Source organism: Streptomyces sp. WMMB303, from assembly GCF_029351045.1.
Taxonomy (GTDB): Bacteria; Actinomycetota; Actinomycetes; order Streptomycetales; family Streptomycetaceae; genus Streptomyces.
Genome location: NZ_JARKIN010000001.1, coordinates 5,412,241 through 5,435,008, shown reverse-complemented (window position 1 = coordinate 5,435,008; position 22,768 = coordinate 5,412,241). Strand labels below are relative to the sequence as shown.

At 77.0% G+C, this 22,768-nt stretch carries 2 protein-coding genes (both running past the window's edge); both read left to right on the top strand.

Annotated elements, in window-relative coordinates:
- A protein-coding gene (locus tag P2424_RS23630; RefSeq protein ID WP_346660113.1) for an SDR family NAD(P)-dependent oxidoreductase crosses the window boundary here: on the top strand, window positions 1–3,024 show its final stretch. 11,955 nt of this gene lie to the left of the window's left edge; 3,024 of the gene's 14,979 nt are visible here — the last part of the coding sequence; the start codon falls outside the window, past its left edge; the stop codon is at window positions 3,022–3,024.
- A protein-coding gene (locus tag P2424_RS23625) for a non-ribosomal peptide synthetase (protein ID WP_276477737.1) crosses the window boundary here: on the top strand, window positions 3,021–22,768 show its 5' portion. The gene runs 4,957 nt beyond the window's last position; 19,748 of the gene's 24,705 nt are visible here — the first part of the coding sequence; it begins with the start codon at window positions 3,021–3,023; its stop codon lies beyond the right edge, outside the window. The genes P2424_RS23630 and P2424_RS23625 overlap by 4 nt, the downstream gene beginning before the upstream one ends.

Sequence of the window (22,768 nt, the reverse complement as noted above, 5' to 3'; positions counted from 1 at the left end):
ATCGCCGCCGCGCACCCGGGCGCCCAGGTGCTGCGCCGCGCACCGGGCGAGTCGGCCGCGGAATTCTGCGGACTGCCGGACGCGCACCGGGGACTGGTCTACTTCCTCGGCCCGGTGACCGGCCCCGACGACCGGCGGGACGAGTCGGTGCTGGCGCTCTACGAGCTGCTCGCCCACCTGCACGACCGTGGCCTGCTGGCGGGGCCGCTGCGGCTGAAGGTGATCACCGGGGACGTCTGCCCGCTGGGCGAACGGGACGTGGCCCGGCCCGGCGCCGCGGGCCTGGCCGGGCTGGCGATGACCGTGGACAGCGAGTTCGGCGAGCTGGGGACCGCGCTGCTGGACGTGCGCGGCACCGAGGCGGTGGCCGCACCGGACCGGGTGGCGGCGGCGATCGTCGCCGAACCGTGCGCGCCGCGTGCGCGCCAGGTGCTGTTGCGGGACGGGGTCCGCTGGACGCGCAGGCTGCGCAGGGCCCGGCTGACCGCGCCCGAACGGCCCGCGTTCCGCGACCGCGGGGTGTATCTGCTGGTGGGCGGGCTCGGCACCGTCGGCTTCGACACCGCCCTGCACCTGGCCGGCCGCTACGCGGCCCGCCTCGTGCTGGTCGGCCGCGGTCCGCTCGACGACCGCAGGCGGGCGCAGTTGGAGCGGATCGCACAGGCCGGCGGCGAAGCGGTGTACCTGAGCGCCGACCTCACCGACCCCGCGCAGACGGCCGCCGCCGTGGCCGAGGCCAAGCGGCGGTTCGGTGCCCTGCACGGGGTGCTCGACGCCGCCATGGTGCTGGTCACCACCCCCTTCGGGGAGCTGGACGCGGAGCGCTTCGGTGCCGCGCTGCGCGTCAAGACCGAGGGCACCCGGGTGCTGTGCGACGCGATCGCCGACGAGCCGCTGGACCTGGCGCTCTTCCACTCCTCGGGCATCTCCTTCGGCGGGAACCAGGGCCAGGCCGGATACGCGGCCGGCAGCGGCTACCAGGACGCGTACGCGCTGGCCTTCGGCCGCACCGCGCGCTTCCCGGTGCGGGTGGTCAACTGGGGTTTCTGGCACGACGGCGGCGACCGGGACCGGCAGCGCGCCCTGGAGCGGCTGTCGGCCTCCGGCGTCACCCCGATCGGTGCCGCGGAGGGCATGCGGGCGCTGGAGCTGATCGCGGGCGGTTCACTGCCGCAGGTGGTGGCCAGCAAGGCCGAGCAGCGGGTACTGGCGGGGATCGGGGCCGAGCCCGGCCCTGGCGTGCGGCAGATCGGGCACGCCGAGGCGGCCCCGCTGCCCGTGCCCCAGGTGGCCTCCGACCCGGCCCGGGCCGGGCGGGCCGCGGCGCATCTGCGCGCCGACCGGGCACTCGACACGCTGGCGGCCCGCCTGCTGGCCGGTGCGCTGCGGGACCTCGGCGCCCGCCTCGACCCCGGGCACCCGGAGGACCGGCACACGCTCGCCGGCCGGCTGGGCGTGGTACCCGGGCACCGCGCGCTGTTCGACGCAGCCCTGGAGATGCTGACCGCGGCGGGCCTCGCCCGACTGACCGGCGGCCTGTTCGAGGGCACCGCGCAGGCGCAGACCGAGGAAGTCGCCGCGGCCTGCGCCGACCCCGACCGGGCCGCCGCCGCGCTGGTGGCCGACCACCCCGGCGCGCGGCCCGCCGCCGAACTGCTGGTGCGCTGCCTGCGGGCGCTGCCCGACGTGCTCACCGGCCGCCGCGACGGGGTCGACGTGCTCTTCCCCGACGGGTCCTCCGACCTGGTCTCCCGCTTCTACCAGGCGGACCCCGTCATGGAGCAGTACAACGAGTTGCTGGGCCTGCTGCTGGCCGAAGCGGTCCGCACCGCGCCCCGGGACCGGGCGGCAGGTCCCGTCCGCGTCCTGGAGGTCGGCGCGGGCACCGGCGCCACCACGCGGGCCGCACTGGCCGCGCTGGCACCGTTCGGCGACCGGGTGCACTACACCTTCACCGACCTGTCGTCCGCCTTCGTCCGCCACGGCCGTCGCGCGTTCGGCGACCACGAGGGCACCGCGTTCCGCGTCCTCGACATCGAACGCCCGCCCGCCGAGCAGGGGTTCGGCGACGAGGCGGGCTACGACATCGTGCTGGCCGCCAATGTGCTGCACGCGACGCGGCGGATCGGGACGACCCTCGAGCACGTCAAGGACCTGCTGGCGCCCGGCGGTCTGCTCGTGGTCGACGAGGGTGTCCGGCCCGCCGCCTATCTGACCCTCGTCTTCGGTCTGACCAGCGGCTGGTGGCTGCCCGAGGACACCGCGCTGCGGCTGCCCGCCGCGCCCGTGCTCAGCGCGCCCCGCTGGCTGGACGCGCTGGGCGCGGCCGGGTTCGCGCCCGCCGCCGAACTGGCGCTGCCCGACGAACCCGCCGACCAGCGCCTGCTCGTCGGCCGCGCCGACGGGCTGCGCACCCGCCCGGCCCCGCCGACCGGATCCGCGCAGCACACCGGAGCACCGGGACACACCGGAGCACCGGAGCAGGCCGGGCCGCGGCAGCAGGCCGGAGCGGCGGAACACGCCGGACCGGGCCACGCCGAGACGTCCGCCGCACCGGCCGGCACCTCACGGGAGGCGACCGAGCGGCAGGTGACCGCGGTCTTCGCCCGCGTACTGGAACTGCCGCCCGACCGGCTCGCACCCGACGCGGCCTTCGCCGACCTGGGAGTCGACTCCCTGGTGGCCCTGGAACTCACCAAGGCGCTGGAGGCCGACCACGGATCGCTGCCCGCGACGCTGCTGTTCGAGCGGACGACGATCCGGCGGCTCGCGGACCACCTGCACTCCCGCGCGGCCGGCCCGGCGGCCGCAGCGCCGGCCCCGGCAGTGCCGCGGCCCGCACCGGCCGAAGCAGCCGCCGTACCGCCCCCGGCCGCGCACACCGCCGAACCCGCACCGGCCCCCGCACCGGCGGGCCCGCTGCGGGCCGCCGTTGACCGACTCTCCGACGCCGAGGTCGACCGGATGCTCACGCTCCTGGGCGCTCTCGCCACCACGACCGACGAGAAGGGCGATACCGCATGACAGCGCCGTCCGAGCCCGGCCGCCCCGTCACCGGACAGGCCCCGGCCGACCGCCGCGAACTGCTCGCGCGGATCCTCGCCGACCTCGGCCTCGCCGCCGCGCCCGCGCCCGAGATCGCGATCATCGGCGTCGCGGGCCGCTACCCGCTGGCCGACGACCCCGGCCGGTTCTGGCGCAACCTGCGCGCCGGACGGGACTGCGTACGCGAGGTCCCCGCCGACCGGTGGTCCGCGGCCGACCACTACGACCCGGCGGGCGGGCCCGGCCGCAGCTACAGCAAGTGGGCGGGATTCCTCGACGACGTCGACGCCTTCGACCCGCTGCTGTTCCAGATCTCGCCGAGCGACGCGGAGGAGATGGACCCCCAGGAGCGGCTGTTCCTGGAGACCGCCTGGGCCGCCGCCGAGGACGCCGGCTACCCACCGCGGTCCCTGGGGGACGGCGGCCCGGTCGGTGTGTTCGCCGGGGTGATGAACAACGACTACGAGTGGATCGGGGGCGAGGCGGAGGCCCGGGGCGTGTTCACCCACGCACGCTCCAACCACTGGTCGGTGGCCAACCGGGTGTCCTACACACTCGACCTGCACGGCCCCAGCATGACCGTGGACACCGCCTGCTCCTCGTCACTGACCGCACTCCATCTCGCCGTGCAGAGCCTGCGCAGCGGCGAATCGGCGCTCGCCCTCGCGGGCGGCGTCAACCTGATCCTGCACCCCTCCCACCTGTGGCACCTCTCCGACCGGCGGATGATCTCCCCCGGACGGCACAACCGCGCCTTCGGGGCCGGTGCGGACGGCTTCGTCGACGGGGAGGGCGTCGGCGCCGTGCTGCTCAAACCGCTGGCCGCCGCGGTCGCCGACGGCGACCGGGTGCTCGGCGTGATCCGCGGCAGCGCGCTCAACGCCGGGGGCCGCACCAGCGGTTACACCGTCCCCGACCCCGGCAGCCAGGCCGCGGTGATCGCCGAGGCACTGCGCCGGGCCGGGGTGGACCCGGCCGAGGTCGGCTGCCTGGAGGCGCACGGCACCGGCACTCCGCTCGGCGACCCGCTGGAGGTCGCCGGACTGCGCGAGGTCTTCGGCGGGCTGCCCGCGGGAAGCTGCGCACTCGGCTCGGTCAAGTCCACCATCGGCCACCTGGAGTCGGCCGCGGGCATCGCCGCGCTCACCAAGGTGCTGCTGCAGTTCCGGCACCGCACCCTGGCACCGTCGCCGCACGCCGAACCGCTCAACCCGGAGATCGACCTGCGGGGCACCCCCTTCCACATCCCCCGCGAGGCGCAGCCGTGGCCCTCCCCGGTCGTCGACGGCGTCGCCCGGCCCCGGGTGGCCGGGATCAGCTCCTTCGGCGGGGGCGGCGCCAACGCGCACCTCGTCGTGGCCGAATACGTGCCGGAGCCGACCGCCGCAGCCGGTGCGCCGACCGCCGAACGCCCGGACCGTGCCCCGCAGCTCGTGGTGGTCTCCGCGCGTACCGGCGAGCAGCTGCGGCAGCACGCGGGCCGGCTCGCCGACTTCCTCGACGACGGCGAGCCGCACCCCGTCAACGGCGCGGCCGAACGCACCTGCGCGGCCGCGGTGGCCGAGGTGCTCGGTGTCGCCTCCGAGGACATCGACCCCGGCGCCGAACTGCGCGACCTGGGGCTGACCGCGGCCGAATGGCCGCGGCTGCGCCGCCTGCTGGCCGACCGGCTGCCGCTGCCCGCCGCGCCACCCGCGGACGGCACCGTCGCCGCGCTGGCCGCGCAGGCCGCGCGGCACGCGGACGAACTGCCGCGCACCGGCGCCGACCTCGCCGACCTCGCCCACACCCTGCGGGTCGGCCGCACCCCGATGGATGTCCGGCTGGCCCTCCTGGTCGCCGACACCGGAGCGCTGTACCGGGCGCTGCGCGCGGCCGCCGAGGGCCGGGAGCCCGCCTGCCCGCACTGGTCCGGCGACCGGGCCGCAGCCCCGCGCGGTGCGGAGGACGCAGCCGCCGGACCGGGCGCCGGGGACGACGCCGAGCTGGAACGGGCGCTGCGGGACGCCGACCTGGCCGCGCTGGGCGCGCGGTGGGCCCGCGGCGCGACCGTGGACTGGAGTCGGCTGCCCGGCCCCGCGGAGGGATGCCGGGCACCCCGCCGGATCGCGCTGCCCACCTACCCGTTCGCCCGCAAGCGCTGCTGGATACCCGCCCTCCCCCCGGCGTCGGGGCGCCCCGCAACCGGCCCGGCGGCCGCAGCCGAGCCGTCCGCTGCCGACGGGCCCACCGCGGAACAGCGCGACCAGCTCGGCCGGTTCGTGCCGCGCTGGCAGCCCGCGGGCCCGGTGCCCGCCGCCGCGCCGCCCGAGGGGCCCGTCCTGGTGCTGGCCACCGAGGCGGCGCGGGACCTCGCCGCGGCCCTCGCGGTGGCGGCCGGGGACGTGAGGCTCCTCTGGCTCGACCAGTCGGACCCGCTCGGCCCGGCGCTCGACCGGCTGCCGGACCGGGCCGGGACCGTGATCCATCTCGGTGGGGTGCGCGGCGGCGCCGAACCGCCCGGGGCCGCCGACCTGGAGCAGGGCGCGGCCTCGCTGTTCGACGTACTGACCCGGGTGCGGGCGCGCGAGCTGCGGGTGGTCACCTCGGACGTGCACGCCGTCGACGGCGGCCCCGCCGACAACCCGATGGGAGCGGCGCTGCACGGGCTGGCCCAGGTCGCCTCCGCCGAGTTCCCGGACACCCGGGTGGTGTGCGTGGACGTCGGCCGCCTCGATCCGGTCGCCGAGCGGGCCGCCGCGGTCCTGGCGGAGCCCCCGCATCCCAAGGGCCGGGCCGTCGCGGTACGCGCCGGACACCGGTACACACGCACCCTGGTCCCGGCCTCCGGCACCGCCGCGCCGCCCTACCGGGAGGGCGGCGTGTACGTGCTCGCCGGGGGGACCGGCGGCATCGGCACCCTGCTCACCCGGCACCTCACCGAGCGCTTCCGGGCCACCGTCGTCGTGCTCGGCCGCACCGAACCCGGCCCCGCGCACCACGCGGAGCGGGAGCGGGCCCGGCGGCACGGCGGCGAGGTGGTGCAGTGGCGCGCCGACGTCTGCGACCCCGCGGCGGTGGCCGCCGCGTTCGACCGGGCCAGGGAGCGGTTCGGCGCCGTGCACGGGGTGTTCCACCTCGCGATGACCTTCGACGACCGGCCGATGGCCGAACTCACCCGCGCGGAGTTCCGCTCCGCGCTCGCCGCCAAGGCCGACGGCACCCTCGCCCTCGACGCGGCGGCCGCCGCCGCCGACCCTGACTTCCTCGTACTGTTCTCCTCCACCGGCTCGTTCGGCTCCAGCTCCGGCAACAGCGGCTACACCGCGGCCTCGGCCTGCCAGGACGCGCTGGGCCGGTACCTGGACGCCACCCGCGGCTACCCGGTGCGGGTCGTCAACTGGGGTTACTGGGGCGCGGTCGGCTCCGGGGCCCGGGCCGGACTGCCCGCGATCTTCCGTGCGCTGGGCATCGGCGAACTCGCCCCGGACGAGGGTCTCGCGGAACTCGCCGGCGTACTGGCCGGCTCCGAGCCGCAGGTCATGGTGATCCGCGCGGAACCGGCGGCGCTGGCCGCGCTGGCGGACACCGCGGAGACCGCGGACGCGGTGCACTCCGCGGGGACGGCGGGCCCGGCGGGCAGCGGGTACGCCGCGGACGGCGCCGGCCCGGCGGCGGCCGCGGGCCTCGCGGACCGGGCGGAAGCCCCGGGCGGAATCCCGCGTCCGGCCGCCACCGGAGCGCGGTCCGGCACCGGCACCCCGGCCGCCCCGGTGGCCGGGGACGGCGGACTCGCGGCCGTCCGAGGGCTGCTCGATGCCGCACCACGGAACCGCGCCGGTGTCGACCGGGTGCGCGCCGCCTACGCCGCGCTGGAACCCCTCGTCGCCCGCGGTCTGGTCGTCGCGCTGCGCCGGATGGGCGCGTTCGGCACCGACGAGCCGGTCGATCGCGCCGAGCTGGCGGAGCGGCTCGGCATCGTGCCCGCGCACGCCCGGCAGACCGACGCGCTGCTCACCCTGCTGGTGCGGGCCGGCTATCTGGCCGCGGACGGCTCCTCGGTGCGGGCGCTGCCCGCCTTCGGCGCCACGGCGGACGCCTGGGACAGCGCCGGGATCGACGCCGCGCTCGACCGGCTGCGCGCCGAGCACCCCGAGGTCGCCTCCACGATCCTGCCGGTCCAGCGGTTCCTCGCCGCCTACCCCGAGGTGCTGCGCGGCCGGGCCAACGCGACCGAGATCCTCTTCCCCGACGCCTCGCTCGACCTGGCCGTCGGCTTCTACCAGGGCAACCCGCTCACCGACCACTACAACGACCTGGTGCGGGACGCGGTCGCCGAGCGGCTGCGCGCCCGGATGCCGCACCTGGCGCCGGGCGAGAAGGTGTCCGTCGTCGAACTGGGCGCCGGGACCGGCGCGACCACCGAGCGGGTGCTGCCCGCGCTGGACGCCGAGGCCGCCCGGGTCGACTACGTCTACACCGACGTCTCACCGCGGTTCCTGGAGCACGGCCGCACCCGGTTCGGCGCGCACCGTCCGCACCTGCGCTTCCGCCTGCTGGACCTGCGCGCCGACGCCGCAGAGCAGGGCTTCGCCCCGGGCGGCCACGACGTGGTCGTGGCGACCAACGTCCTACACGCCACGCCCGACCTGGCCGAGACGCTCCGCTCGGTGCGCTCGCTGCTGCGCCCCGGCGGGTGGCTCGTGCTCAACGAACTGACCGAGCCCCGCGGTTCGGTCACCGTCGCGGGCGGTGTGCTGGACGGCTGGTGGTCGTTCCGCGACAGCGGGGTGCGGATCCCCGACTCGCCGCTGGCCGAGCCCGCCACCTGGACCCGGCTGCTGCGCGAGGCCGGATTCGCCGAAGTGGCCGCCGCCTCCGGCAGCCCGGACCTCGGGCAGACCGTGCTGGTCGCCGAGGCGGGTACCGGGCAGATCTCCCGATCGGCACCGGCCCGGCCCAGGCGGAACCCCGCGGCCGCCCGCACCGACGAGGTGCCCGCCGGCCTGCGGGCTCTGGTGGAGGGCCGGCTCAAGCTGGACGAGCACATCGACGCGGACCGTCCGCTCGCCGAATACGGCTTCGACTCCCTCACCGGGATGCAGGTCGTCACCGGGATCGCCGAGACCTACGGCGCCGAGGTGCGGCTGGTCGACATCCTGGAGCACACCACCCTGCGCCGCCTGGCGGCGCACCTGTCCGAGGCGGGCGTCCTGCCCGCCGGAGCCCCGCCCTGCGGCGCCTCCGCCGAGTCGTCCGGCGCCGCGACCCCGGAGCCGACGGCGGTTCCGGAGCCGGCACCGGCACCAGTCCCCGTACCGGCCTCGTCCGCGGCATCCGCACCGGCACCGGACCAGGAACCGCCGGCCGCACCCGGCTCCGCACCCGCTCCCGCCGCCGCGCCCCGCGGCGGCGAGGAGCGGCGCGCCGTGTCCGAGGGACAGCGGGCGCTGTGGGTGATCGAGCAGACCGCGCCCGGCAACGCGGCCTACAACCTGCCCGTGGCGGTGTGGCTGGACGCCGACACCGACCTGGCGGCACTGCGCGAGGCGCTGGAGATCCTGGTGGCGCGGCACCCCGCGCTGCGCACCGTGCTCGCGGACGAGGACGGCACCCCGGTGCAGGTCGTGCGCCCGGAGGCCGAGTTCGCCTTCAGCCACGAGCGGGTACCGGCCGCCGAGGCGGACGCGCCGGCCCGGCGGCTGCGCGCCCGGGTGCGGGAGCCGTTCGATCTGAGCGAGGGGCCGCTGCTGCGGGCCGAGGTGCACACCGTCCCCGACGGGCGGCACGCGCTGCTGCTCACCCTGCACCACGCGGTGTTCGACGGAACTTCCATAGCCGTCCTGCTCGACGAGCTCACGGACGCCTATCTGGCCCTGCGCGACGGCCGCCCCGTCCCGCAGCCGCAACCGGCGGCCGACTACGCCGATTTCGCGGACTGGCAGCGCGGCATGCTGGCCGGACCGCGCGGTGACCGGCTGCGGGAGTTCTGGCGCGAGCGGACGGCGGGAGCCGAGCTGCTGCGGCTGCCGACCGACCGGCCGCGTACGGAGGCCCCTTCCCTGGACGGGGCCTCCACCGAGCACCAGTTGGACGCGGAGCTGATCGCGGCTGCCGAGCGGTACTCGGCCGAGGCGGGAGTGTCGCTGTTCGCGGTGCTGTTCACCGCCTGGATCGCCCTGCTCGACCGGCACGTCGAACAGCGCCGGATCACCGTCGGCACCCCGGTCGCCGGGCGGCCCGAGGGGCGGTTCGCGGGTACCGTCGGCTACTTCGTCAACCTCGTCCCGGTCACCGTGGAGCCCGGCCCGCAGGACACCTTCGGCACCCTGCTGCGCCAGGTGCGGGCCGAGGCGCTGGACGCAGTCGAGCACGGTGACCATCCGTTCATCCGGATCGCCGAGGACCACGGCGGGCCGCTGGTCAGCACCGCGTTCTACTTCCAGAACTGGCTCGCCGAGCGCTCCGGACCCGCCCTGGTGCGCGGGCTGGTGGACGGCGTCCACCAGGAGGGCGAGTTCGAACTGACCGCGGACGTGGTGCAGTCGGCCGACGGCTGCAAACTCACGCTCAAGTACGACCCGCAGCTCTTCGACCGGGCCACGGTGGACGGCTTCGCCGAGCGGTTCCGCACCCTGCTGGCCGGGTGCCTGGCCGATCCCGGCCGCCGGCTCGCGGACCTGGATCCGCGCACCGCCGCGGAACGGGAGCTGGCCGCCGCCGAACAGCGCGCTGCCCGGCGCGACTATCCGCACGGACGCACGGTGGTCGACCTGGTCGCCGAGCAGGCCGAACTGCACCCCGACCGGACCGCCGTGGTCGGCCAGGGGGAAGAGGTCGGCTACCGCGAACTGCACACCCGCGCGTCGGTACTGGCGGCCCGGCTGCGCGCCCGCGGGGTGCGGCGCGGCGACACCGTCGCCGTCCTCCTGGACCGGGGCCCCGACCTGGTGGCCGCGCTGCTCGGAGTACTGGCCTCCGGTGCCGCCTACGTCCCGCTGGACCCCGGCTACCCGGCCGAGCGGCTGCGGCACATGACCGACGACGCGGCCGTCCGGCTGGTCGTCGCCCAGCGGGGAACGAGCGAGGCGGCCGACGGCATCGACGCGCCCGTGCTGCGGCTCGACTCCCACCCGCACGACCCGCACGACCCGCACGACCCGTCCGCCGCGGCGGCGCCCGACGCGGGCCCCGGCCCCGACGACGACGCGTACGTCATCTACACCTCCGGCTCCACCGGGCGCCCCAAGGGAGTGCGGGTCGGGCACCGGGCGCTGGTCAACCTGCTGTGGTCGATGCGGCACGAGCCCGGCTTCACCGACCGCGACCGGATCCTGGCCGTCACCACCGTCTCCTTCGACATCGCGGCCCTGGAACTCTTCCTGCCGCTGGTCACCGGCAGCAGCGTGGAGATCGCGCCGTCGGCTGTCGCCCGGGACGGCCTGGCCCTCCGCCGGACGCTGGAAGCCGGCGGTGCGACGGTCATGCAGGCGACCCCGGCGACCTGGCGGATGCTGGTGGCCGCGGGGTGGAACGGCAGCCCCGGACTGCGCGCGTTCTGCGGCGGCGAGGCGCTCGACCGGGAGACGGCCCGCGCACTGCTGGCCCGCACCGCCGAGGTGTGGAACCTCTACGGCCCCACCGAGACCACCATCTGGTCCTCGGTGGCCCGGGTCCGGGACGGCGAACCGATCACCCTGGGCCGGCCCGTCGCCAACACGGTCCTCCAGCTGCTGGACGGCGCGGGGCGTGCGGTGCCCGCCGGAGTCCCCGCCGAACTGCACATCGGCGGCGACGGGCTGGCAGCCGGCTACCTGGGCCGGCCGGAGCTGACCGCCGAGCGGTTCGTGGCCAACCCGGTCGACCCGGAGACCGCGCCGCTGCTCTACCGCACCGGCGACCTGGTGCGGCGCACCGCCGACGGGGCGCTGGAGTACCTCGGGCGGATCGACGCCCAGCTCAAGATCCGCGGCCACCGCGTCGAGCCCGGCGAGATCGAGCAGGCGGCGCGGGAGCTGCCGGGGGTGGCCGACGCGGCCGTCGTCCTGGCCCGGACCGGGGCGGGGGCCGCGGTACTGCGCTGCTTCTACACCCCGGCGACCGGCGGGCCGCGCCCCGAACGCGCCGACCTGGGCCTCCGGCTGCCGGACTACATGGTCCCCGACGACCTCATCGAACTGGCCGAGCTGCCCAGAACCGCCAACGACAAGCTCGACCGCGGCCGACTGGCCGCGCTGCCCCGGCCTTCCAGGGCGCGGCAGGACCCCGCGGCACCGTCCGCCCCGTCGCCCCCCGCCCCGTCGTCCCCCGCCCCGGTGGACGACGGCGCCCCGGCCGCGGCCGTCGAGACGCTCGCCGGGCAGCTCGCGGACCTCGTCGCCGAACTGCTCGGCGTCCCCGCCGACGAGGTGGAGGTCACCGACCGGTTCGGTGCGCTCGGCGTGGACTCGGTGCGGCTGACCGAGCTGAGCGTCCGCATCCGGCGCACCTGGGGGGTGGAGCTGGCGCCGCCCGCGTTCTTCACCCACCCGACCCCGCGGGCCGCCGCCGCGCACCTGCTGGAGACCCACCCCGAGGTCTTCGCCGCGGCCGGGCCCGAACAGCCCGCGCGGCACCCGGCGGAGCCCTCCGAGGCCTCGGCGCCGGACACGCCCCCGGCGGTGGAGACCGCGGTGATCGGCATGGCCGGGCGGCTGCCCGGCTCGCCCGACCTGGACGCGTTCTGGCGGCACCTGGCCGCCGGGGACGACCTGATCAGCGAGACCCCCGCCGAGCGGTGGGACTGGCGCGCGCTGGGCCGCGCACACGGCGAGCGGACCGGCCGGGCCGCCCGCTGGGGCGGATACCTCGACGACGTCGACCGGTTCGACGCGGCGTTCTTCGGCATCTCACCGCGCGAGGCCGAACTCATGGACCCGCAGCAGCGGCTGGTGCTGGAGGCGGTGTGGACCGCGCTGGAGGACGCCGGACTGCGGCCCTCCGATCTCGCCGGCACCCGGGTCGGCGTGTTCATCGGCGTCTCCGGCGTTGAGTACGCGCAGCTCCAGCGGGACGGCGGACGGCACCTCGAAGGACACGCGGGGACCGGCGTGGCCCAGTCCCTGGTGCCCAACCGGGTCTCCTACTTCTTCGACTTCCGCGGCCCCAGCGTGGCCGTCGACACGGCGTGCTCCTCGTCGCTGACCGCCCTCGCGCAGGCCGCCGCCGCGCTGCGGACCGGCGCCTGCGACCTGGCCGTCGCGGGCGGGGTGAACCTGCTGCTGTCGCCCGAGGTGTACCCCGCGATGGCCGACGGCCGGATGCTCAGCGAGGACGGCCGCTGCAAGACCTTCGACAGCGGCGCCGACGGCTATGTGCGCGGCGAGGGTGTCGGCGTGGTCGTGCTGCGCGACCGCGCCGAGGCCGAGCGTCGCGCAGATGTCGTGCACGCCGTGCTCAGGGGCATCGCGACCAACCACGGCGGACTGAGCTCCTCGCTGACCGCCCCCAACACCGAGGCGCAGAGCGCCCTGCTGGTGGACGCCTACACCGCCGCCGGTGTCGACCCCGCAGAGGTGGACTACCTGGAGGCGCACGGCACGGGCACCGAACTGGGCGACCCCGTCGAGGTGTCGGGCATGCGGGCGGCGTTCGCGGAGCTCGCCCGGCGGCGCGGCGCACCGCTGCCGGCCGAGCCGTACTGCGGTATCGGCTCGGTCAAGTCGAACATCGGCCACCTGGAGACCGCGGCGGGCATGGCCGGGCTGTTCAAGGTCGTCCTGGGCATGCGGCACGAACTGCTCCCCGGCAACCTGCACTACACGGAGCGCAACCCGTATCTGGAGCTGGACGGCGGGCCGTTCCGGGTGCTCGACGCACCGACACCGTGGCCGCGGCGGGCCGGGCGGCCGCGGATCGCCGGACTCAGCTCGTTCGGTGTGGGCGGCGCCAACGCGCACCTCGTCCTCCAGGAACCGGCCCCACGCCACGCGCCCGCGCCCGACCCCGCCGGACCACTGGCGTTCCCGCTGTCGGCGCGCACCGCGGCAGCGCTCGCCGACCGGGCCCGCGCGCTCGCCGCGTACCTGGAGCGCCCGGAGGCCGCGGACGTGCGGCTGCTCGACGTCGCGTACACCCTGCTGACCGGACGCGAGGAGATGGCCGAGCGCGCCGTGGCCGTGGCCGGGAACCGCGCGGAGCTGATCGGGGCGCTGCGGGCCCTCGCCGACGGCGAGGAGTGTGCGGGCCTGGTACGGGGCCGCGCCCGCAAGCGCGGCAGGCGGGCGGTGCCGGCCGCTGCGGCCGCACCCTCCGACCCCGCCGCCGGGACCCTGTTGGACCGTGCCCGCCGCTGGGTCGAAGCCGGCCCGGCCGAGCTGATCTGTGCGGAAGGGGGACGGCGCGTGCCGCTGCCCACATATCCGTTCGAGCGCGTCCGGCACTGGGCGGGCGCCGCGGCACCCGCGCCGGGGGCGCGCCCGGCGGCGCAGCCCGCGCCGCTGCACCCGACCCTGCTGGACACGGACGTCTCCACCGAGGAGGGTCCGGCCTACGAGAAGCACCTGCTGCCGGACGCCTTCTACCTCGCCGACCACCAGGTCGCAGGAGAGCCCGTGCTGCCGGGCGTCGTCCACCTGGAGCTGGCCCGGCTGGCGGGCGAACTCTCCGGCCGGGGACCGGTGCACACCATCGGCGGCCTGGTGTGGGGCAGCCCCGTGCGCCCGGGGCCGGACGGACTGCGGCTGCGGGTGAGGCTGGACGCCGGCGGGGCGCACGAAGGGGACGTGCCGTTCGAGGTCGTCTCCACCGAGGACGGGAACGGCGACCGGAACGGCGACGGGAACGGCGACGGGAACGGGGACGTGCCGGTGGGCGGCACGGTACGGCACGCCGGGGGTGTGCTGCGCTCCGGCGACCCGGCGGCGCCGCAGGCCGGGCTGGACGTGACCGCCGTACGGGCCCGCTGCGGCACCGTGCGCACCCGCCAGGAGTGCTACGACCGGGTCGCGGCACTCGGGTTCGACTACGGGCCGAGCCTGCGCGCGGTCCAGGAGGTGCGGCACTCCTCCGACGAGGCGCTGGCCACTCTGGAGCTGCCCGCGCCCCGGCGCACCGACACCGCCGCCTACCGCTTCGAGCCCGCGCTCCTGGACGGCGCGCTCCAGGTCGTCGGCTGGATCGTGGACACCGCGGCGGCCCGCGGCGAGGACGGGCGCCCGGTGCCCTATCTGCCCTTCTCCGTGGAGGAGATACGGCTGCTCGACGCGCTGCCCGACCGCTGCCTGGTGCACGCCGTCCGGGTGCGCTCGGCCGCCGGAGTGCAGGTGTTCGACCTGACGCTGACCGACGAGGGCGGCCGGGTGGTGTGCCGGGTCGACGGCTTCGCGCTGCGCGCCCGCACCCCGGGCGCCGGCCGGGGCTCCGGCGGCGGCCGGACCTCCGACGCCGGTGCCGAGGCGCCGCACGCCTTCGTCCCCGTCTGGACGCCCGCCGTCGAGGAGTCCGTGCCGGCCCCGGGCACCGTGGTCTTCCTCGGCGAGGCCCCCGTCGGGCTCGCCGCCGCCGCGGCCCCGGCCGAGGTGGTCACCCGCCGCCCGGGCGAATCCGTCGCCGCGCTGGTCGCACGGCTGGCCCACGCGCCCGCGCCGCTCACCCTGGTGCAGACACCGCCCGGCCGCGCGGACCTGGAGGACGCACTGGACGACGGCTTCCACCTGGCCCGGGAGACGGCGGCCGCCTGGGTCGCGGCGCGCCGGGGGAGCGCCCGCTGGCTGTACCTGTACGACAGCGACGCCGACCACCCCGAACTCCACGGCGCCATGGCCGGCTTCGCCCGCTCGCTGGGCTGGGAGCATCCGGACCTGGCGATGCGCGTCATCGGCCACGCGGGTCTGGACCCCGCGGCCGTGCTGAGCGCCGAGCTGACCCAGGCCGGGCCCGCCGAGGTCCTGGTGGAGCCCGGGGCACGGCTGGTCCGCGGCTGGGAGCCCGTCGAACTCCCGGCGGGCCCCGGGGCGCTCACCGGCGGTCCGGGCGTCCACCTGGTCACCGGCGGCACCGGGGCCCTCGGACTGGCCTTCGCCGCCCGGCTGGTCGAACGGGACCCGGCGGCCACCGTGCTGCTGGCCGGCCGTACCGCGCCCGAGCCCGCCGTGCTCGACCGGCTGCGCGGCACCGGCGCCGACGTCCGGTTCGTCCGCGCCGACCTCGCCACCCGCGACGGCGTCCGCGGTGCGGTCGCGCAGGCCCGGGAGGCGGGCGAACTGGTGGGCGTCGCCCATCTGGCCGGCGCCCTGCACGACTCCTTCCTGCTGCGGAAGAGCCGCGCCGAGGCCGACGCCGTGCTGCGGCCCAAAGTGCTGGGCGCCGCCTGGCTGGACCAGGCCACCCGGCACGACCCGCTGCGCTACTTCCTGGCCTACTCCTCGACGGCCGCCGCGTTCGGCAACGTCGGCCAGGCCGACCATGCCACCGCCAGCGGCTATCTGGACCGGCTCGCGGCCCGCCGCGCCGAACGCGCGGCGGCCGGTGAACGGTCCGGAGCGAGCCTGTCGGTGCAGTGGCCGCTGTGGACCGACGGCGGAGTGGCGGCCGAGCCCGCCGTCGTCACCGCCATGGCCGACCTGTTCGGCATGCGCCCCGTGCGCACCGGTCCCGCGATGGCGGCCCTGGAGCGGGCCCTGGCCGGTGCGGCGCCCTCGGTCCTGCTGGCCCCCGGCGACGCCGACCGGATCGCCGCCGCTCTCGGCGGCACCGCGGCGCCGCGCCCCGGGACGGAGCGGGCGGACGCGGCGGTACCCGCGGACGCAGCCGCCTCCGCGGGCCGTGCCGTCTCCCCGGACGGAGAAACCGGCGGGGCCGCGCAGTCCGCGGCCGGATCCGACGGGCTGCGGGCGCGGGCCCGCGCGTTCCTCGCCGGTCTGCTGGCCGAGCAGCTCCGGATGCCCGCGGACGACATCGATCCGGAGGAGGACTTCGACAGCTACGGTGTCGACTCGCTGATCGTGATGAGCGCCACCACCGCTCTGGAGAAGCACTTCGGGCCGCTGTCCAAGACGCTGTTCTTCGAGTACGTCACCCTGGGCGAACTGGCCGACCACTTCGCCGCGGAGCACGCCGGCGCGCTGGCCGCTGCCCTCGGCGACGACCGGGCGGCACCGGCCCCCGCGGCCACGGCGACGTCCGAGCCCCCCGCGGCCACGGCGGTTGCGAACGCGCCCATCGGCACGGCGGATCACGCCGCAGCCGCAGCCGCAGCCGCACCCGCGGCCACGGAGGACACCGGCGCGCGTGCGGACGAGGACATCGCGATCATCGGAGTGGCCGGGCGCTACCCGCAGGCCGATGACCTGTGGGAGTTCTGGGAGAACCTGCGCGCGGGCCGCGACTGCGTCGAGAACGTGCCCGCCGACCGCTGGGACCACGATCGCTGGTACGACCCCGAGCCCGGAACGCCGGGCCGCACCGCGACCCGCACCGGCGGATTCCTCCGTGACATCGACAAGTTCGACCCGATGTTCTTCCGGATGTCCCCGGTCGAGGCCCGGCATCTCGACCCGCAGGAGCGGATCTTCCTGGAGACCGTCTGGCATCTGCTGGAGGACGCCGGCCGCACCCGGGCCGACCTGGCGGCCGTGCGCACCGGCGTGTTCGTCGGCATGATGTACGGCCACTACCAGCTCTACGGCGTGGACGCGGCGCTGCACCGCGGGGGAGCCGCCACCTCCTCCTCGTACGCCGCGGTGGCCAACCGGGTCTCCTACTTCTACGGACTCGACGGGCCGAGCATCGCGGTGGACACCATGTGCTCGTCGTCGCTCGCCTCCATCCACCTCGGCTGCCAGGCCATCCGCACCGGGGACTGCGACATCGCCATCGCGGGCGGGGTCAACATCACCAGCCACCCGGTGAAGTACCTCCAGCTGTCCCGCAGCGGCTTCCTCGCGCCCTCCGGCGCCTGCCGCAGCTTCGGCGACGGCGGCGACGGCTTCGTCCCGGCCGACGGGGCCGGGGCCGTGCTGCTCAAGCGGCTGTCCGCCGCGGAGGCCGACGGGGACCGGATCCTGGCCGTCGTCCGCGGCTCGGCCGTCAACCACGGCGGCGCGAGCAAGGGCTACAGCGTGCCCAACCCGCGGGCGCAGGGCACGCTCGTCTCCGAGGCGCTGGCCCGGGCCGGGGTGCGGCCCTCCGAGCTCGACTACCTGGAGGCGCACGGCACCGGTACCTCGCTCGGCGACCCCATCGAGATCAACGGGCTGTCCCGGGCCTTCGCGGACGACGCCGCGGCCGCGGCGCGTACCGTCCCGATCGGCTCGGTCAAGTCCAACATCGGGCACGCCGAGTCGGCCGCCGGGATCGCCGCGGTGACCAAGGTGCTGCTCCAGCTCCGGCACCGCACCCTGGTGCCCTCGCTGCACTCCGACCCGCCGAACCCCGACATCGACTTCGCGGGCACCCCGTTCCGGGTGCAGCGCGAGCAGGCCGACTGGCCCGCGCGCACCGGACCGGACGGCCGGGACCTGCCCCGGCTCGCCGGCGTCAGCGCGTTCGGCGCGGGCGGCAGCAACGCCCACGTCGTCCTCCAGGAGTACGTGCCCGCCGAACGTCCCGCACCCGTGCAGCGCCCGCCGTACCGGGCGGTGCTCTCGGCGCGGAGCGCGGAGCGGCTGGCCGAGTCCGTGCGCAGGCTGGCCGACTTCCTGGACGGGGCCGGCCGCGGCACCGACCCGGCGGCGCTGGCGTACACGCTGCAGGTCGGCCGGGAGCACCTGCCGCACCGGCTCACCGCCGAGTTCACCGGCACCGCCGCGCTGGTGCGGGCGCTGCGCGGCCACCTCGACGGCTCGCACCCGCTGGCCACGGGCGTGGCGGACCGCAAGCGCACGGCCGAGGCCGACCCCGCCGCCTGGGTGCACGGCGCCGCGGTGGACTGGCGGGCCGCCTGGGGCGCCCGCCCGCCCGCCCCGGTCCCGCTGCCGGGCTACCCGTTCGAGCGGGACCGCTGCTGGCTGCCGGAGGCCGCCGAGGACCTGGCGGGTCCGCGCCGTACCACCGGCCCCGCGGAGGCCGCATCCGCCGAGCCCGGGACGACGGACACCGCGTCCGGGCCGACGGCCTCGGCGCCGCCCGCGGCCGGGCCCGCCCCCGGCGGGTCCGCGCAGGTGCCCGCCGAGGAGCACGGCCGGTCCGGTGGGGTACTGCGCGGCGAGACGGTGCTGACCACGGATACGCCCTGCATCGCCGGGCACCGCGTCGACGGCCGGGCGCTGATGCCCGCGCTCGGGTACGTGGACCTCATCCACGAGGTGTTCGCCGCACACGGACACCCGGCGGGCACGCTGCGGATGTCCGACCTGACGGCGCTCCGCCCGCTGGAGGTCACCGACGACCGTCCGGTGCGGCTGACCGTCGAGGGCGTACCCGGGGGAGACGGCCGCCGCTGGAGCGTCACCGTCGCCGACGGGACCGGCGGCTACGCCACCGCGGAGGTGGCCGTGGAGACGGCGGCGCTCACCGGGACGCTCGACGTGCCGGCGGCGCGGGCGGCGGCCACCCGGCGGCTGCCGCTGGCCGAGGTCTACGCCGCCGACGAGGAAGCGGGCCAGGTCTACACCGGTGCCGCGCGCGCCGAGGGCGAGATCTGGGAGTGCCCGGACGCCCTGGTCGCCGAACTCGTCGCGCCCCGCGTGGCGGGGCGGGGCCGGGTACCCGACTTCGACCCGGCGCTGCTGCTGGCGAGCGCCGTGGCACCGGGCCTGCTGATGACCGACGGGCCCGGCCCCTATCTGCCGGTGCACGTGGCCGCGTTCCGCGCCGGCGGACCGCTGCCCGCGCGCTGCTTCGCCCGGATCGACACCGCCGCCGTGCGCCGCGGACCGGAGCTGGTCACCCTCGACGTGCAGCTCTACGACGCGCTCGGCCGCCAGGTGGCCGAGATCAGCGGGCTGTCCAGCAAGCTGGTCGACCGTGCGGACCGGCGCCCCGCGCCCCCCGCCGCGCCGGACGCGCCCGCGTCGGCGAGCGCCGACGAGGCGCTGCTGCGCGGGGTGTTCGCGGCCCGGCTCGGCCGCGAACCCGAGTCCCTCGACGTCCGGTCCGGATACTTCGATCTCGGCATCGAGTCGGCGCAGGTCCTCGAACTCGTCGCCGCCGTCGGGGAGCTCGTCGGCGAGAGCCAGCCGCCGACCTTGCTGTTCGAGTACACGACCGTCCGCGCCCTCGCGGCACACCTCGCGCCCCGCTACCCGCACGTGTTCGACGGGGCGGCTCCCCGCCCGCCCGCCGCCGACGCGCCCGCCGTACCGGCGGCGTCCGCTACCGCGGCCCCCGACTGGGCGGCCGGGCTGACGCCCGACGACGCCGACCGGTGGGTGGCCCGCGAAGTACTGGTGCGGCTGCGGGAACTCGGCCTGTTCGCGGACGGGCCCGAGCCCCGGGCCGGGCTCGCCTCCCGGTACGCGGTCCTCGAGAAGTACCACCGGTGGCTGGAGGAGGCGCTGCGGCTGCTGGCGGCCGCCGGATTCACCGACGACGCCGACCCGGTCGCCCTGCGCGACGCCGGCCGCCGCGCCGCCGACCCGGCGGCCGACCCGGAGTGGGCGCGGCTGCGGTCCCGACTGGCAGCCGACCCATACTGGCAGGCGCAGCTCGCGCTCGTCGAGGACTGCGTCGCCGAACTGCCCGCCGTCCTCACCGGAGTCCGGCCGGTCACCGAGATCCTCTTCCCCGGCGGTTCGCTGGACCGGATGACGGCCGCCTACCAGGGCAACGCCATCGCCGACGGACTGAACCGTACCGTCGCCGAGACCGTCGCCGCGTTCGTCCGGGACAGCGCCGGCCCGGTGCGGGTGGCCGAGATCGGCGCCGGCACCGGCGGAACCACCGCCGTCGTGCTCCCCGAACTGGACGCGGTCGGCGGACCGGAGGAGTACTGGTTCACCGACCTGTCACCGGCGTTCCTGAGCAAGGCCGAGGACCGGTTCGGCCCCGGCCGTGACTATCTGCGCTACGGCCGCTGGAACGTGGAGGAGCCGGGAGCCGGGGAGAAACTGGCGGGCGGCAGGTTCGACGTCGTCCTCGCCTCGAACGTGCTGCACGCCACGGGCGATCTGCGCACCGTCACCGCCAACCTGGCCGGGGCGCTGCGGCCCGGCGGACTGCTGGTGATCAACGAGGTGACCCGCAAGTCCGCGCTGCTCACCCTGACCTTCGGACTGCTCGACGGATGGTGGCTCCACCACGACGAGGAGCTGCGCATCCCCGGCGCGCCGCTGCTGACCGCGGACGGCTGGCAGCGGTTGCTGCACGAGCACGGATTCGGCGGCATCGCCCGGCCCACGGCGCGTGACGAGGCGTTCGCCGAGGTCGTCGTGGCGACGGCGGGAGCAGCCGAGGAGTCCCCGGTGCGGCTGCTGACCCAGGACTGGCAGCCCGCACCCGTACCGGCGCCCGGCCCGGCCGCCGCCGACCCGGGCCGGATCGCCGTACTGACCACTCCCGGCACCGCGGCGCTGGCCGACCACCTGCTGCGGGAACTGCCCGGCGCCACCGCGCTGGACGTGACCGCGCTGGACGTGACCGCGCTGGACGTGACCGGGCAGGACGTGACCGGGCAGGACGTGACGGGGCTCGCCGGGGCCCAGGCCGCGGCGGACACCGTCGTCGACCTGACCGGATGCTCCCCGGAGGGCGACCCCGGCGACCATCTGGAGACCTGGCTGCCGTGGTTGCAGCGCGCCTGCGCCGGTGCGCGCCGCGTGCTCGGCGTCACCCGCGGCCCCGGCAGGGCCGGTCCGCACGCCTCCCGGGTGGCCGGGCTGTACGGCATGCTCGGGCACGAGCTGCGCCGGCTGCGCGCCACCCACCTCGAACTCGACCCGGCCGAACCGGAAGGGGCAGCCGCCGCCCGCGTACTGGCCGAACTGCCGGCCGCCGAGGGGCCGGGCCGGGTGCGGTACCGCGGCGGCGACCGGCAGGCGCCGGTGCTGCGCGAGCACGCTCCGCCCGGCACCCCGGCGCCGCCGGTCTTCGGCCCGGACGAGGTGCTGCTGGTGACCGGCGGCACCCGGGGCGTGGGCCTGGCCGCGGCCCGGCACGCGGTGACCGCCTGGGGGGTGCGCGACCTGCTGCTGGTGGGCCGCGAGGAACTCCCGGAGCGGGCCCGGTGGGCCGAGCGGGCCCGGCAGGACGACGCGCTCGGCAGCAAGCTGCGCGGGCTGCTCGACCTCGCCGCGACCGGTGCCCGGGTCCGGACCGCCGCCGTGGCGCTGGGCGAACCCGGCGCCGAGGCGGCGCTGGCCGAACTGCTGCGCGAGAGCGGCCCGGTGGGCGGTGTGCTGCACGCGGCCGGCACGGTGGACGAGGACACCCTCTCCTTCGCCCGCAAGACCCCGGCGAGCGTCCGCCGGGTGCTCGCGCCCAAGGCCGAGGGCGCCGAGGCGGTGCTGGGCGCGGTCGCCGGGCAGCCGGTGCGATTCGTCGTGCTGTTCTCCTCGGTGGCCTCCGCGCTGCCCGCGCTGGCCGTGGGCCAGAGCGACTACGCCATGGCCAACACCCACCTCGACGACCTCGCCCGGAAGGGCGCGGCGGTGCCGGTGGTCAGCGTGCAGTGGCCCAGTTGGGACGGGATCGGCATGGGCGCGGCGGGCACCGGGCCCGCCTACCGGGCCGCCGGACTGGCACCGTTGCCCGCGCAGGACGGTCTGCGGGTGCTCGACCTGGTGGTATCCGGCAGTACCGGACCCGTCGTACTGCCCGTGGTCCCCGCCGACGACCGCCCGGTCGACCAACTGGGCACGGTGCCCGGGAAGGAGACCGGCACCGTCTCCGGCGCCGCCGGGGCGCCGGCACCGTCCGCGGCGCCGGCAGCGGCCGCACCACCCCGGGCGGCTGCGACCGCCCGCACCGAGGAGGCCGGGCAGCCGGGCGGCCCCGACCGGTCGGCCGCCGCCGGATGGCTGCTCGATCTGATCGCCGAGCAGCTGGAGTTCGACCGCGACCGACTCGACCCCGATACGCCCGTCCACGACTACGGCACGGACTCGATCACGCTGGTCGAGCTCACCCGCACCGCCTCCACACGGCTCGGCGTCGAACTGGACCCCTCCGTGCTGATCGAGCACCCCACCGCGGCCGAGTTCGCCGCCTGGCTGACCGAACACCACCCCGAGACCGCACGCACCGCGTTCGGCCCGGCCGGGCCCGAGGCGACCGCCCCGAATGAGGCCCCCGCCCCCGAGCCGGGCGGCGCGGCCCCGGGCCCCGTCCCGGACGGCGGGACGCCGGCCGGGACGCCGGGGAGCGGAACCCCCCGTCCCGCGGAACGCTCGGAAGCCCCCGGCCACCCGGCCGCGGAGAACGGCATACGCGACGGCGACCTGGCCGTGATCGGGCTGTCCTGCCGGTTCCCCGGCGCCTCCGACCCGGAGGCGTACTGGCGGCTGCTGGCCGAGGGCCGCTCGGCCATCGCGCGGGTGCCCGAGGACCGCTGGCCCGGTGAGGGCGGCGGCTTCCACGCGGGACTGCTGGCCGACGCCGACCGTGAACTGGACCCCGGATACTTCCGCATCGGTGACGCGGACGCGGCGGCCATGGACCCGCAGTCCCTGCTGCTCCTGGAGGAGACGCTGTTCGCCTGGTGCGCGGCCGGATACCGCACCGAGGAGCTCAGGGGCCGGGAGATCGGCGTCTACATCGGCGGCCGCACCGCGCGGCTGCCCGCCCGGGACCGGGTGCTGGCCAGCCGGAACCCGGTGGTGCTGGGGCA